Annotated in this window: 11 protein-coding genes; 9 read left to right on the top strand and 2 right to left on the bottom strand. The window is 66.4% G+C overall.

What is annotated here, in order from left to right; translation table 11 throughout:
- The first annotated feature begins 263 nt into the window (after positions 1–263).
- A complete protein-coding gene (locus tag XcuCFBP2542_RS17890; protein WP_146090358.1) occupies positions 264–1259 on the top strand; it encodes a hypothetical protein in 996 nt (331 codons plus the stop codon).
- A 178-nt stretch (positions 1260–1437) separates the two neighbouring features.
- Positions 1438–2475: an SMP-30/gluconolactonase/LRE family protein gene (locus XcuCFBP2542_RS17895; protein WP_104605485.1), complete on the top strand. Its 1038-nt coding sequence runs from the start codon at positions 1438–1440 to the stop codon at positions 2473–2475.
- A 53-nt stretch (positions 2476–2528) separates the two neighbouring features.
- Here the strand turns inward: XcuCFBP2542_RS17895 and XcuCFBP2542_RS17900 are convergent, their stop codons facing one another.
- Both XcuCFBP2542_RS17900 and XcuCFBP2542_RS17905 read right to left on the bottom strand, forming a co-directional pair.
- Entirely contained in the window at positions 2529–4253 is a 1725-nt protein-coding gene (locus XcuCFBP2542_RS17900) for an IlvD/Edd family dehydratase (RefSeq protein WP_104605487.1), read from the bottom strand.
- Between the two features lie 186 nt (positions 4254–4439).
- Entirely contained in the window at positions 4440–5402 is a 963-nt protein-coding gene (locus XcuCFBP2542_RS17905; RefSeq protein ID WP_104605489.1) for a LysR family transcriptional regulator, read from the bottom strand.
- A 158-nt stretch (positions 5403–5560) separates the two neighbouring features.
- Between XcuCFBP2542_RS17905 and araD1 the strand changes: the two genes are divergently transcribed.
- From araD1 to XcuCFBP2542_RS17940, 7 genes are all read left to right on the top strand, one after another.
- Positions 5561–6568, top strand: coding sequence for an AraD1 family protein (gene araD1, locus XcuCFBP2542_RS17910; protein ID WP_104605491.1), 1008 nt, complete (start codon positions 5561–5563; stop codon positions 6566–6568).
- A 244-nt stretch (positions 6569–6812) separates the two neighbouring features.
- Complete coding sequence (locus tag XcuCFBP2542_RS17915) at positions 6813–7778, top strand: ABC transporter substrate-binding protein (protein WP_104605501.1); 966 nt, start codon at positions 6813–6815, stop codon at positions 7776–7778.
- Positions 7779–7815: 37 nt separating this feature from the next.
- Positions 7816–9315, top strand: coding sequence for a sugar ABC transporter ATP-binding protein (locus tag XcuCFBP2542_RS17920; RefSeq protein ID WP_104605493.1), 1500 nt, complete (start codon positions 7816–7818; stop codon positions 9313–9315).
- A gap of 13 nt (positions 9316–9328) precedes the next feature.
- Entirely contained in the window at positions 9329–10402 is a 1074-nt protein-coding gene (locus XcuCFBP2542_RS17925; protein ID WP_104605495.1) for an ABC transporter permease, read from the top strand.
- Positions 10403–10437: 35 nt separating this feature from the next.
- Positions 10438–11430 carry a galactofuranose ABC transporter, permease protein YjfF gene (yjfF, locus tag XcuCFBP2542_RS17930; RefSeq protein ID WP_249027681.1) on the top strand — a complete coding sequence of 331 codons (993 nt, stop codon included), beginning with the start codon at positions 10438–10440 and terminating at the stop codon, positions 11428–11430.
- A gap of 81 nt (positions 11431–11511) precedes the next feature.
- Entirely contained in the window at positions 11512–12972 is a 1461-nt protein-coding gene (locus XcuCFBP2542_RS17935; protein WP_104605499.1) for an MFS transporter, read from the top strand.
- Positions 12969–13912, top strand: a 944-nt coding sequence (locus XcuCFBP2542_RS17940; RefSeq protein WP_146090359.1) for a glycoside hydrolase family 127 protein, incomplete at its 3' end; no start/stop codon positions are given. The genes XcuCFBP2542_RS17935 and XcuCFBP2542_RS17940, both read left to right, overlap by 4 nt.

Consider the following 13912-nt stretch of genomic DNA (forward strand, 5'->3'; position numbering starts at 1 on the left):
TCCACTTGGTCGTGTAGGGGCTCAGGCTACGACACCTGGCCCGCTACGTTATAGGACTGTTGCACTTCGCGGGCGAATCCACCCGGCCTCACTGCGAGCCGGGTCTATGCAATCCTTTCGCTAATTGGCATACAAAGCGCGACACAATCCGTGCCTGGGTTGTTGATTGAGAGTGATGCGGATCGCGCCATCATGACGCCGCAGAACATCACCCCGGAAATGAAGGCAGATTACGGCGACTACCGATGTGAGGCGCGTGCAACATGTACTCAGTCACTCACCAAGATTTGCACGGGAAATTGCTGAGCGGGCTACTTCTCGCACTGCTGCTTCGGCTACCTGTTTCTACCCCGCTTGCGCATGCTGTTGACTTTGATCCGTCTGCATCTGCGGCGACTGCGGACACGATTGAAGCCGCCGCAGTGCGGAGGTCGAATGAATCCGATCTTGCGCTCTCTGAGCGGGTCAAGCAACGCTACGAGAAGATGCGGAGTGCATTGATGGCCAATCGGTCATGGTCGGGTCTCGATGCTCGCCAGGCCCGTCAAATGTTCGAGGTCGCGAATGCGGCCTCGTTCTATACCGGCGATTCCAGGATCACCGAAGACCAGGTCAAGGCCTTGGCTGCCCTGGAGCGCCTTCATGCATCAACGCCTCACGATGTCGTGCAGACCTATCGTGCGCTGTTGGCAGCGCGAGACTTTGCTGCCGCAACGGCATTCTTTGCGCATCACGCTGACGGGCTGGCTCATCCACCACCGGAGGTGGTGGAGCCCATCGCCGTTGCCGCAGGGTTGCCAAGCGAGTTGCGTATCGCAATGCATGGCAGGCGGCTCTTGCATGTCGCCACGCACCTCGATGCCGCTCGCCTCATCATCGTCGTTGCAGATCCGCTGTGTCCCTACACGCAACGCGCCATGGCTGCCATCGGCCAGGATCCGGCATTGAACGCAGTGATGCGATCTCATTCGAAATGGATCGCGCCGCCGAGCAGGCAAGACGATTTTTCGGTGTTTGCCGCTTGGAACGCGAGATACCCGCAGCAGCAGATGTCGCTGGCGTACCGCAGGAGTGATTGGCCGATGCTGACACAGTGGGCAACGCCGATGTTCTACTTCATGGATGCGGGCCGTGTGATCGACACGGTCGCTGGATGGCCAGCACAAGGCCACAGGGCTGAACTATTGGCTGCAGCCAAGCGGACTGGCCTGGAGCTATCTGAAGATCAGGTGGAGACAGCTCCGGATGGAAAGCGCTGAGGGACTGTCGTGTTACTGGCTTCAACGACCTCATCCTGGGCAGCGCAGCCTTGTATCGATCCCACACGAGGTGAGTGACACGTTGCACCAGCGCGCAATCACTGCAGCGCCCTGCAGTGGCTGACACGCTGCACAGACTTGATGGCATCATGAGGCTGGACCTGAAGCCGGATGACCGATGCGCGTGTCGCCCTACCTGTTGTTGGCTGTTCCTCTGCTGGCCATTGTCGCTGCCTGCACCAGGAAGGAAGCCCCGCCGCCGCGATTCACCGCCATCGGGCATCTGGAAACCTTCGACCAGCGCTTCGGCAAGGTAGTCGCGGCCGATGCACGCATCGAGAAGCTCACTGAGGGCTTCACCTGGTCAGAAGGGCCGGCATGGGTGCGCAGCGGGGGCTACCTGTTGTTCACCGATGTGCCGGAAAACAAGCTCTATCGCTGGTCCGAGGAGGCTGGCCTGTCGGTGTTGTTGTCGCCGTCCGGCTATACCGGCCCGGAACAGGCCACGCTGCGCGAGGCCGGCGCCAATGGCTTGTATGCCGAGCCCGGTGGCACGGTGCTGCTGGCCGATTCGGGCACCCGCATCGTGGCCAGGCTCGACCCGGCCACCCGCAAGAAGACCCCGCTGGCCACCCGCTTCGAGGGCAAGCGCTTCAACAGCCCCAACGATGTGGTGCGTCGCCGCGATGGCGTGGTGTTCTTCACCGACCCGCCGTATGGCTTGAAGGATCTCAATGATTCGCCAGTCAAGCAATTGCACTTCAATGGGGTGTATCGGCTGGATCCCGACGGCAGCGTGCACCTGCTGGACGACAGCTTGAGCTTCCCCAACGGCATCGCGCTATCGCCCGATGAGCGCACCTTGTACGTGTCCAATTCCGATCCGAAGCGTCCGATCTGGATGGCCTACGCGCTCGATGCGCACGGCGCCGTCACCGGCAAGCGCGTGTTCGCCGACGCCTCGGATCTGGTCGCCAAGGATGCCCCCGGCCTGCCCGACGGCATGGCGGTGTCATCGGACGGCCATCTGTTCGCCACCGGCCCTGGCGGCGTCATCGTGTTCAACCCGGCCGGCCAGCGGTTGGGCCGCATCGAAACCGGCGAGGCGATCTCCAACTGCGCGTTCGGCAATGACGGCCATACGCTGTACATGACCTCGCATGCGATGCTGGCGCGGGTGCGGGTGAAGGCGCTGGGCATCGAATTTGCGCAGTAGTCCGGTGCACGCCGGATCGCTCGACGCCGCGCCCAGCATTGGCTGCGCGCTGCTCAGTGCGAATCGTCGCCCACTGCCGCGCCGCTGCCGCCGACCAGGAAGTCCAGGTCGGCACCCAGATGTGCCTGCTGCACGTGCTGGACATACAGCCGGGTCCAGCCACGCGCCGGTGGCTGCAGTGGCACCCACCCCTGGCGGCGGCGCTCCAGCTCCTGATCGGAGACGTCCAGGTGCAGGCGCCGGTTGGGGACATCCAGTTCGATGAAATCGCCCGTGCGCACCAGCGCCAGGGTGCCACCGGCGGCGGCCTCGGGGGAGGTGTGCAGCACCACCGTGCCATAGGCGGTGCCGCTCATGCGTGCGTCGGAAATCCGGACGATGTCGGTGATGCCACGGCGCAGCAGCTTGGGCGGCAGCGGCATGTTGCCCACTTCGGCCATGCCGGGGTACCCGCGTGGGCCGCAGTTCTTCAGCACCATCACGCAGGTTTCGTCGATGTCCAGGGTCTCATCGTCGATGCGTGCCTTGAAATCGGTGATGTCCTCGAACACCACGGCGCGGCCGCGATGCTGCAGCAGATGCGGCGAGGCGGCAGACGGTTTGATGACCGCCCCGTCCGGCGCCAGGTTGCCACGCAGCACGGCGATGCCGGCTTCGGCCTTGAAGGGGGCCTCCAGGGCGTGGATCACCTCGCGGTTCCAGCATGGTGCATCGGCGATGGCCTGCCCCAGCGTGTGACCGCTGGCGGTGAGCGCATCCAGGTGCAGGTCGGCGGCAATTTCGCGCAGCACCGCCGGCAGGCCACCGGCGTAGTAGAAATCTTCCATCAAGTACTGGCCAGATGGCTTCAGGTTGACCAGGCAGGGCAGGCGCGAGCCGAGGGTGTCCCAGTCCTCCAGCGTGAGCTCCACGCCGATGCGGCGAGCCAGTGCCAGCAGGTGGATCACCGCATTGGTCGAGCCGCCGATGGCGGCATTGGCCTTGATCGCGTTTTCGAAGGCGGCGCGGGTGAGGATCCTGGACATGCGCAGATCCTCGCGCACCATCTCCACGATGCGCCGGCCGCTGAGGTGCGCCAGCCGGTAGCGGCGTGCATCCACCGCCGGGATCGCGGCGTTCTCGGGCAGCGACATGCCCAGCGCCTCGACCATGGCCGCCATCGTTGAGGCGGTGCCCATGGTCATGCAGCTGCCCTTGGAGCGCTGCATGCAGGATTCGGCCTCGACAAATTCGGCCTGGGTCATGGTGCCGGCACGCACCATCTCCGACATCTGGATCACGCCGGTGCCCGAGCCCACCGGCTGGCCCCGCCAGTTGCCCGACAGCGACGGCCCGCCGGACAGGCCGATGGTCGGCAGATCGACGCTGGCCGCGCCCATCAGCAGCGACGGCGTGGTTTTGTCGCAGCCCATCAGCAGCACTACGCCGTCCAGCGGATTGGCGCGGATCGATTCTTCCACGTCCATGCTGGCCAGATTGCGATACAGCATCGCGGTGGGGCGGATCTGGGTTTCGCCCAGCGACATGACCGGAAATTCCAGCGGCAGGCCGCCGGCTTCGTAGACACCGCGTTTGACGTGTTCGGCCAGTTCCCGGAAGGAGCTGTTGCAGGGCGTCAGCTCCGACCAGGTGTTGCAGATCCCAATGACCGGGCGGCCGTCGAACAGGTCGTCCGGCAGGCCCAGCCCCTTGAGCCAGCTGCGGTAGTAAGACCCCTGTTTGCCTTGCCGGCCGAACCACTGCTGGCTGCGTCGGGACGGCGTGTCCGGTGAATCCATGAGCGAGGGATCCTTGAGTCGGATGAGCAGGTGCAGCGCATGGCGCAGGCGGGTTCGCGCTCAATCCTACCGGGCACATTGATACTGTAAAAATAACAATATTCAGATCATCGATAGCAACATCGTTATCGATCTGCTGACCGAGGCGGCTGTTCGGCATCTCGGGCTGCGGCCAGGGGCGCGCGGTCAGGCATCTGCGGGCAGGGCGCCTCCGCCATACACCTGGGCTCCCACCTCTTGCAACATGGCCAGGACGGTGCGTGCACCGGGCGACAGCAGCCAGTCGGTCCGGGTGATGATGCCGAACGCGTCCATCCGGCAGGACAAGGCGACCGGCACGATCTGTACCATGCCGTGGTCCACGTAATGCCGGGCGACGTCCACCGGGACGACGGCCAGGTTGTCGCTTTCCTGCAGCATCTTGGTGATGAACATCAGTGCGGTGGTGGCGATCACCTGCTGCGGCGGTTCCAGGCCGGCGCTCTGGAACATCAGCTCGAAGCGGTGGCGCAGCACGCTGCCTTGCGGCGGCACGATCCAGGAAGCGGCGGCCAGTGCCTCCAGGCTGTGCTGCTGGTGCTGCAGGATCGGGTGCTGCGGCCGCACGATGGCGCAGATCTCTTCACGGGCCAGCGCCTGGTAATGCAGGTTGCGCTTGTCATGGCGGGCGAACAGGCGGCCGACCATGAAATCGAGCTTGTTCTGGGCCAGCCGCTCCAGCAGCACGTCGCTGCTTTCCACCAGCAGCGAGACGCGCAATGCCGGGTGCTGCCGGGTGACACGCGCCAGTGTCGGCGGCAGCAGCGTCATGGCCGCCCCGGCGATGGCGCCGATGCCCACGGTGCCGCTGTGGCCCGCCTTGAGTGCCTGGATCTCGGTCCCGGCCTCGCCGAGGCTGGCAAGGGCGATGCGGGCATGGCGGATCATGCTTTCCCCGTACCAGGTAGCGCGCATGCCGCGTGGCAGGCGGTCGAACAGCTGCACCTCCATCATGTCTTCCAGATCCTTCAGCAGCTTGGAGGCCGCCGGCTGGGACATGTTCAACACCTCGGCCGCGCGATGGATGTTGCCTTCTTCATCGATGGCGATCAGCAACATCAGCTGCCGGGTCTTGAGGCGCGCGCGCAGGAACCAGGGAGCGGAGGTCATTGGTAGGTCAATGCCAATTTGGGTATGGGTTTTTCCCAAATCTATATTTGTTGTGTATGCGTGGCAATCGCACACTGCTGCTCGCCGCCGATCACGCGTGCCCGACTGGCGCGCGTGGGGCACGGCGATCCGCTCCTCTGGCGAGAAGGTGGCAGGCAATGCGATTGATCCAGTTTCTCGATGCTGCAGGCGTCCCGTGCGTGGGCGAGGTCACGGCCGACGGACAGACGGTCCGCCGGATCGACGGCGTCGATTCCACTTACGCGCTTGCCAGCGCGGCCATCAGCGCCGGCCGCTCACTGGAGGCGCAGGTTGCGCTGCAGGGGGGCGACAGCGTGCAGCCGTATGCGCCATTGCTGGCTGCGCTGCGGGTGTTGTCGCCGCTGCAACACCCCGACCCTGCACATTGCATGGTGTCCGGCACCGGGCTGACCCATCTGGGCAGTGCGGCCGCCCGCGACGCCATGCATCAAACCCTGCAGGCGCAGCACGCTGCCGGCGCGCTCACCGATTCGATGAAGATGTTCCAGTGGGGGCTGGAGGGTGGCATTCCCACCGATGGCACACCGGGCGTGCAGCCGGAATGGTTCTTCAAGGGCGATGGTGCCGTGCTGGTGGCGCCGGGCGCGCCCCTGCCGTCTCCGGATTTTGCGCTGGACGGCGGCGAAGAACCGGAGTTGGTGGGCTTGTACCTGATCGGTGCCGATGGCACGCCGCATCGCCTGGGGTTTGCGATCGGCAATGAGTTTTCCGACCATGTCACCGAACGCCAGAATTACCTGTATCTGGCGCATTCCAAACTGCGCGCCTGTGCGGTGGGACCGGAGTTGCGCAGCGGTGCGCTGCCGGCCGATCTGCGCGGCGTCAGCCGCATCCGCCGCGGCGAGCAGCTGGTCTGGGAAAAACCCTTCGTGACCGGCGAGGCCAACATGTGCCACTCGCTGGCCAATCTGGAATACCACCACTTCAAGTACGCAGCGCATCGTCGGCCGGGCGATGTGCACCTGCACTTCTTCGGCACGGCCACGCTCAGTTTTGCCGATCAGTTCCAGGTGCAGCCGGGCGACTGCTTCGAGATCGATCTGCCTGCATTGGGCCATCCGTTGGTGAATCCGCTGGTGCGCAGCGATTCCGGGTTCGCCCTTGGCGGCGTGCATGCGCTTTGAGGTGGCCGTGGGCGGGAAACGCCTGGCAGGACCGCTGCTGCGCAGGCGTGCGTTGCGCAACGGAGACCTGCGTGGTTGCGCGTGAGGCGATGCGTGCGCATGGACGTGCCGCATTGCACCCGATCCACTGCCGGCGGCGAGCATCGCCGGCCCGATGCCGCAGCCACGCGGTGGGCAGGCAGGGTCGATCGGCAACGCGGGTGTGTTGGTGCAGCGCGGTTCCATTCCCTGGGAGGCAGACAGCATGAACAAGCAGTGGCGCGTCGTGGTATTGGCGATGCTGGTGGTCCTGGCAGCCGGCTGCTCGCGCGGTAGTGGCGGTCAGAGCGGGCAGATCACCGTGGGCTTCAGCCAGATCGGCGCCGAGAGCGAGTGGCGGACCGCCAATACCGCCTCGATCAAGGCCGCGCTGGTGGCGCCCACCTTCCGCCTGAAGTTCTCCGATGCGCAACAGAAGCAGGAAAACCAGATCAAGGCCTTGCGCTCGTTCATCGCCCAACGGGTGGATGTGATCGCGTTCTCGCCGGTGGTCGAATCCGGCTGGGCAACGGTGCTGCAGGAAGCCAAGGCGGCCAAGATCCCGGTGGTGCTCACCGACCGCGCGGTCAAGGTCTCCGACCCATCGCTGTACGCCACGCTGATCGGCTCGGATTTTGTCGAAGAAGGTCGCAAGGCGGCGCGCTGGTTGGTGCAGGACAGCACCGGCAAGCCCGGTCCGATCCGCGTGGCCGAGCTGCAGGGCACGGTCGGTTCGGCGCCGGCCAACGATCGGATGAAGGGCTTTCACGAGGTGCTCGATGCCGACCGGCGCTTCCAGATCGTGCGCTCCCAGAGCGGCGACTTCACCCGCGCCAAGGGCAAGGAAGTCATGGAGTCGTTCCTCAAGGCCGAGGGCAACAAGATCGACGTGCTGTTCGCACACAACGACGACATGGCCATCGGCGCGATCCAGGCGATCGAAGAGGGCGGGCTCAAGCCCGGTCACGACGTGCGCATCGTGTCCATCGACGGCGTGCGTGGGGCATTCGAGGCGATGAAGGCCGGCAAGCTCAATGCAACAGTGGAATGCAATCCGCTGCTGGGTCCGCAACTGGCGCGTCTGATCGTCGACCTGAAGGCCGGCCGGCCGGTGCCGCGCCGCGTGCTGGTGGAGGAGGGCGTGTTCACGCAGGAACACGCCGCCGCCGAATTGCCCAAGCGCCAGTACTGAGCATGCGCAGGCACCGCTGCTTGCCCAGGGTGGCCGTATGAACGCGCCGGTGTTGCAGGCCTCGGGCCTGAGCAAGCGGTACGGGGCGACGGTGGCGCTGGACGGCGTGGACCTGTGCCTGCATGCCGGTGAGATCCACGCCCTGATGGGCCAGAACGGTGCCGGCAAATCCAGCCTGATCGCGCTGTTGACCGGGGTTCAAGCGCCCGATGCCGGCCGCATCGCACTGGACGGCCGGCCGATCGCGCCGGCCACGCCGTTGCAGGCGCAGCACGCCGGCATCAGTACGGTCTATCAGGAAGTGACCCTGTGTCCGAACCTGTCGGTGGCCGAGAATCTCTACGCCGGCCGCTACCCGCGGCGGCGCTGGAGCCGGGCGATCGACTGGGCGCAGGTGCGGGTGGGCGCGCGCGCGCTGATGCGCGAGCTGCAGCTGGAGCTGGACGTGGACCGGCCGCTGGCGCATTACCCGGTGGCGATCCAGCAGATGGTGGCCATTGCACGGGCAATCGGCGTATCGGCGCGGGTGCTGATCCTGGACGAGCCCACCTCCAGCCTGGACGAGGACGAAGTGCGCGCGTTGTTCCGGGTGATGCGGCGGCTGCGCGAGCGTGGCATGGCGATCGTGTTCGTCAGCCATTTCATCGACCAGGTCTATGCGGTGGCCGATCGCATCAGCGTGCTGCGCAACGGCCGCCTGGTCGGCGAGTACCTGCCGGCCGAGTTGCCGGCGCCCGCGCTGGTGGCGGCCATGGTCGGGCGCGAGGTCGCCATGACCCAGGCCCGCAGCGCCAGCGCGACGGATCTGGCGCAGGCGCCGGTCGTGGTCGATGCGCAGGGGCTGGGCCGGCGCGGCAAGCTGGCGCCGACCGACCTGCAGGTGCGTGCGGGCGAAGTGCTGGGGCTGGGCGGCCTGCTCGGTGCCGGCCGTACCGAACTGGCACGCCTGGTCTTCGGCCTGGACCAGGCCGACCAGGGCCAATTGTGGGTGCAGGGACAGGCATGCCGCTTCACCCACCCCGCCGATGCGGTGGCGCGGGGCCTGGCGCTGTGCCCGGAAGAACGCAAGACCGAAGGCATCGTCGCCGAGTTGTCGGTCCGCGACAACATCGTGCTGGCGCTGCAAGCGCGGCTGGGGTGGCGCCGCTTTCTGTCGCGCGAGCGCCAGAACGCCCTGGCCGTGCAGCTGGTCCAGAGGCTGGGCATCAAGACCGCCGACCTGGACACCCCGGTGGGCACCTTGTCCGGGGGCAACCAGCAGAAGGTGGTGCTGGCGCGCTGGCTGGCCACCGAGCCGACCCTGCTGATCCTGGATGAGCCAACCCGCGGCATCGACGTCGCCGCCAAGCAGGAGATCACGGCCGAGGTGGTCCGGCTGGCGCGGCAGGGCATGGCGGTGCTGTTCATCTCCGCCGAAATCGACGAACTGACGCGCCTGTGCGATCGCATCGCGGTATTGCGCGAGCGGCGCAAGGTCGGGGAACTGCCCGGCCAATGCGATGGCCAGCAGGTACTGGCCTTGATTGCGGGCACCTGAGGAAGCGCGCCGGATGACCCAGACACCTTCCCCCGCGCCCATCGACGCCGCCCCGCGCCCGTCCCGCTGGCGCAACCTGCTGGCCCAGCCGGTGCTGTGGCCGGCGCTGACCCTGGCATTGCTGTTGGCCGGCAACGGTGTGTTCAATGCCGGATTCCTGACGCTGGAATGGCGCGACGGCCGCGTCTTCGGCACGTTGGTGGATATCGCCAACCGCGCTGCACCGCTGGCACTGGTGTCGCTGGGCATGACCCTGGTGATCGCGGTGCGCGGCCTGGACATCTCCGTTGGCGCGGTGCTGGCCATCGCCGCGACGGTGGCCGCCTGGACCATTGCCCACGTCGGTGTCGGCACCGGGCCGTGGCCGCTGCTGGCCGCCATCGGTCTGGCGCTGGTGGTCGCGGCGCTGTGCGGGGCGTGGAACGGCCTGTTGGTGGTCAAGGCCGGCATGCAACCCATCATCGCCACGCTGATCCTGATGGTGGCTGGGCGCGGCATCGCCCAACTGCTCAGCGGCGGCCAGATCCTGACCATCTATTACCCGCCCTACGCGTTCCTCGGCAACGGCTACCTGTTCGGCTTGCCGTTCTCGCTGTTCGTGGTGGCGGCGGTGTTCGTGGCGTTGTCGCTGCTGATGCACCGCAGTGCGCTGGGCCTGTTCGTGCGGGCGATCGGCCACAACCCGCTGGCCGCGCAGGTGGCTGGCGTGCGCGCGGGTACGATCACGCTGGCGCTGTATGTGTTCTGCGGCGTCAGTGCCGGGCTGGCGGGGCTGCTGGTCAGCTCGAACGTGGCCAGTGCCGATGCCAACAACGCCGGCCAGCTGCTTGAGCTGGACGCGATCCTGGCGGTGAGCCTGGGCGGGACCGCGTTGGGCGGTGGCCGTTTCAGTCTTGCCGGCAGCCTGGTCGGTGCGCTGATTATCCAGACGCTGACCACCACCATCTACGCCATCGGGCTGCCGCCGCAAATCAATCTGGTGGTCAAGGCCGTGCTGGTCTTCCTGGTGCTGCTGCTGCAATCGGCGGCATTTCGCGCCCAGGTGGTTGGCTGGATCGGTGCGCGGCCGGCGGAGTCAGGCCGGTGACGGGCGTGCCGGAGACCGTTGGCGCTACCGATGCCGTGCCGCGCGCGCCGCGTCGCCGCGATCCGCGCAGGCTGACCCTGCTGGTCACGATCGCCTTGTTCGTGGCGCTCTCGGCGGGTGGTGGCATCCTCTACGACGGCTTCCTGTCGCCGCAGGTCTTTCTCAATCTGTTGATCGACAATGCGTTCCTGCTGATCGTCGCGGTGGGCATGACCTTTGTGATCCTCAGCGGCGGGATCGACCTGTCGGTGGGCGCGGTGATCGCCTTCACCACGGTGCTCAGCGCCGAGCTGGTGCAGCACCAACACTGGCCACCACCGGCTGCGATTGCGCTGGTGCTGACGCTGGGCGCCGGCTTCGGCGCGGTGATGGGCGCGCTCATCCAGCGCTACCGGCTGCCACCGTTCGTGGTCACCCTGGCGGGCATGTTCCTGGCGCGTGGCGCCGCCACGCTCATCAGCGTTGAATCGATCGATATCGACCACCCGTTCTACACCGCCATGGCCAGTTGGCGCCTGCCGTTGGGCGGGGGGGCCTCGTTGTCGGCCGGCGCGGTGCTGGCGCTGCTGCTGGTGATTGCCGGCAGTAGCGTGGCGTGGCTGACCCCATTCGGAAGCACGGTCTATGCGATCGGCGGCAACCGCCAATCGGCGGTGTTGATGGGCCTGCCGGTGGCGGCCACCGATATCGGGGTGTATGCGCTGAGCGGATTCTGTGCGGCGCTGGCGGGGGTGGTCTATACGGTCTACACGCTCAGCGGCTACAGCTTGCACGCGCTGGGCCTGGAGCTGGATGTGATTGCCGCGGTGGTGATTGGCGGGACGCTGTTGTCGGGCGGCAGCGGGTCGGTCATCGGCAGCCTGTTCGGCGTGCTGATCCTGGGCGTGCTGCAGACCTTGATCGCGTTCGACGGCACGCTCAGCTCGTGGTGGACGCGCATCGCCATCGGCGTGCTGCTGCTGGCGTTCTGCCTGCTGCAACGCTTCTTCGGTAGCACCGTCGTGCGTCGGGTCGATCGCGCGGGGTGATGCGGCAACGGTCGCGGGCTGGCAGTGGCGCGGTGGGCGCCGGCCGATGGGCACAACGACATTCTCGGTGGGAGGTGCACGATGCAGCTGGACATCACCAATAAATCACCGGCTGCGGCCGTCACCGGAACCGGTGTGCCACGACTCGCGCTGCATGAGCGCATCGGCTACGGGCTCGGCGATGCGGGCGGCACGGTCATCACCTGCCTCATCATGAGTTTTCTCACGTTTTTCTATACCGATGTCGTCGGTCTGGATCCGGCCTCGGTGGGCGTGATGTTCCTGGTGGTGCGGGTGTTCGATGCGCTTGCCGATCCGGCCATGGGCCTGCTGGCCGACCGCACGCACAGCCGCTGGGGGCGCTACCGGCCGTGGCAGTTGTGGATGGCGTTGCCGTTGGGCATCGCCGGGGTACTGGCCTTCACCGTGCCCGCGTTGGATGGCACCGGCCGGCTGGGCTGGGCGTGCCTGACCTACTTGCTGCTGTCGATCTGCTACACGGCGGTCAACGTTCCGTATTGCGCCATGATTAATGCAATGACGGTGTCGCGCGCGGACACCGTCGCCAGCCAATCATGGCGCTTCACCCTGTGCGGGCTGGCAGGCTTGCTGGTCTCGGTGGGCCTGCCATGGCTGGTGACGGTGTTCGGCCGTGGCGATGCGGCGCGTGGCTACCAGGCCGGGGTGGCGGTGATGTGCGCGCTGGCGGTGGCGATGCTGTTGCTCTGCTTCGTCAGCGTGCGTGAGCGCGTGCCGCTGCCCGCTCCCGGGCCGTTTTCCATCCGCCGGCATATTGCGGCGGTGTGGGGCAACGATCAGCTACTGCTGCTGACGCTGATGTCGTTCCTGCTGATTAACGTCATGAACCTGCGTGGTGGTGGCTACCTGTACTTCGTCACCTATGTGCTGGGTGGCGATGCCGGCTACACCTCGCTGTTTCTCGGCCTGGTGGCGCTGGCCGCGATCGCCGGAGCGTTGCTGGTCGCCCCGTTGGCGCGCCGCGCCGAGACGGTGCGTGTGTACTTTCGATTGAACCTGGTCTTGGCCGCGATGGGCGTGGCGATGTGGTTCCTGCCGACCGGCCCGGCCCGGCAATCGCTGTGGCTGGCGACGATCTTCCTCAACGGCACCTTGCTGGGCATGACCTTGCCCTTGCATTTTTCGATCATGGCCTTCGCCGACGACTACGGCGCCTGGAAGACCGGGCAGCGGGCGTCCGGGCTCAATTTTGCGGTCAACCTGCTGGCGATCAAGCTGGCATGGGCGGTCAGTGCCGGGATCATTGCGCTGGTGCTGCACCTGTGCCATTACCGCCCCGGCGTTCCCCAGGAGGCGCTGTCGCGGCAGGGCATCACCGCACTGGAAACCCTGCTGCCCGCCGGCCTGCACCTCCTGGTGGCGATCGCCAGCCGCTTCTGCAGGCTCGATAACGCGCGCATGCAGCAGATCGCCGCCGCATTGGCCGCGCGCGCAGGCGGGCCGCCACTCACAGACCCCCACCCCGCTGGCGATGCCGGCGGCCACCCAAGGAATCACCCATGACGCACAGTAACGACATCGACCTTACACAGGTGGCCTTGACCGCGCCGTTCTGGCGCAACTATCAGGCGCTGGTGCGCGAGGTGGCGCTGCCCTACCAGTGGGAAGCGCTCAACGATCGGGTTGCCGATGCCGAACCCAGCCATGCCATCGCCAACTTCCGCATCGCCGCCGGCCGTGCGCAGGGGCAGTTCCACGGCATGATCTTCCAGGACAGCGATGTGGCCAAGTGGCTGGAGGCGGTGGCCTATGTGCTGTGCCAGCAGCCCGACCCGGCACTGGAAGCCGCAGCCGATGCGGTGATCGAGCTGGTCGCCGCCGCACAGCAGCCCGATGGCTATCTCAATACCTATTTTTCGCTGGTCGCGCCCGCCGAACGCTGGACCAATCTTGCCGAATGCCACGAACTGTATTGCGCCGGCCATTTGTTCGAGGCCGGCGTGGCGTATGTGCGCGCCACCGGCAAGCGCGCGCTGCTGGAGGTCTGCTGCCGCTTCGCCGACCATATCGATGCCACCTTCGGCACCGCACCGGGACAGTTGCAGGGCTATCCCGGGCACCCGGAAATCGAACTGGCGCTGCTGCGCCTGTACGAGGTCACCGACAATGCGCGTTACCTGGCGCTGGCGCGCTACTTTGTCGATCAGCGCGGGACCCAGCCGCATTGGTACGACCAGGAATACGAGCGGCGTGGGCGCACGGCGTACTGGGACAACCACGGCAGCGCCTGGATGGTACGCGACAAGGGTTATAGCCAGGCGCACCTGCCGGTGGTCCAGCAGCAGCACGCCACCGGCCATGCGGTGCGGTTCGTGTACCTGATGACCGCCGTGGCGCACCTGGCGCTGCTGGAAGGCGATGCAGACAAGCGGCAGGCCTGCCTGCGCCTGTGGGAAGACATGGTGCAGCGGCAGCTGTACGTCACCGGCGCCATCGGCGCGCA

Source organism: Xanthomonas cucurbitae, from assembly GCF_002939885.1.
In the GTDB taxonomy this organism is placed as follows: domain Bacteria; phylum Pseudomonadota; class Gammaproteobacteria; order Xanthomonadales; family Xanthomonadaceae; genus Xanthomonas; species Xanthomonas cucurbitae.

What these genes read in the sequence shown, in the direction of transcription:
- XcuCFBP2542_RS17890 (WP_146090358.1), top strand. Translation starts at nt 264, where the DNA reads ATGTACTCAGTCACTCACCAAGATTTGCACGGGAAATTGCTGAGCGGG.
- XcuCFBP2542_RS17895 (WP_104605485.1), top strand. Translation starts at nt 1,438, where the DNA reads ATGCGCGTGTCGCCCTACCTGTTGTTGGCTGTTCCTCTGCTGGCCATT.
- XcuCFBP2542_RS17900 (WP_104605487.1), bottom strand. Translation starts at nt 4,253, where the DNA reads ATGGATTCACCGGACACGCCGTCCCGACGCAGCCAGCAGTGGTTCGGC.
- XcuCFBP2542_RS17905 (WP_104605489.1), bottom strand. Translation starts at nt 5,402, where the DNA reads ATGACCTCCGCTCCCTGGTTCCTGCGCGCGCGCCTCAAGACCCGGCAG.
- araD1 (WP_104605491.1), top strand. Translation starts at nt 5,561, where the DNA reads ATGCGATTGATCCAGTTTCTCGATGCTGCAGGCGTCCCGTGCGTGGGC.
- XcuCFBP2542_RS17915 (WP_104605501.1), top strand. Translation starts at nt 6,813, where the DNA reads ATGAACAAGCAGTGGCGCGTCGTGGTATTGGCGATGCTGGTGGTCCTG.
- XcuCFBP2542_RS17920 (WP_104605493.1), top strand. Translation starts at nt 7,816, where the DNA reads ATGAACGCGCCGGTGTTGCAGGCCTCGGGCCTGAGCAAGCGGTACGGG.
- XcuCFBP2542_RS17925 (WP_104605495.1), top strand. Translation starts at nt 9,329, where the DNA reads ATGACCCAGACACCTTCCCCCGCGCCCATCGACGCCGCCCCGCGCCCG.
- XcuCFBP2542_RS17935 (WP_104605499.1), top strand. Translation starts at nt 11,512, where the DNA reads ATGCAGCTGGACATCACCAATAAATCACCGGCTGCGGCCGTCACCGGA.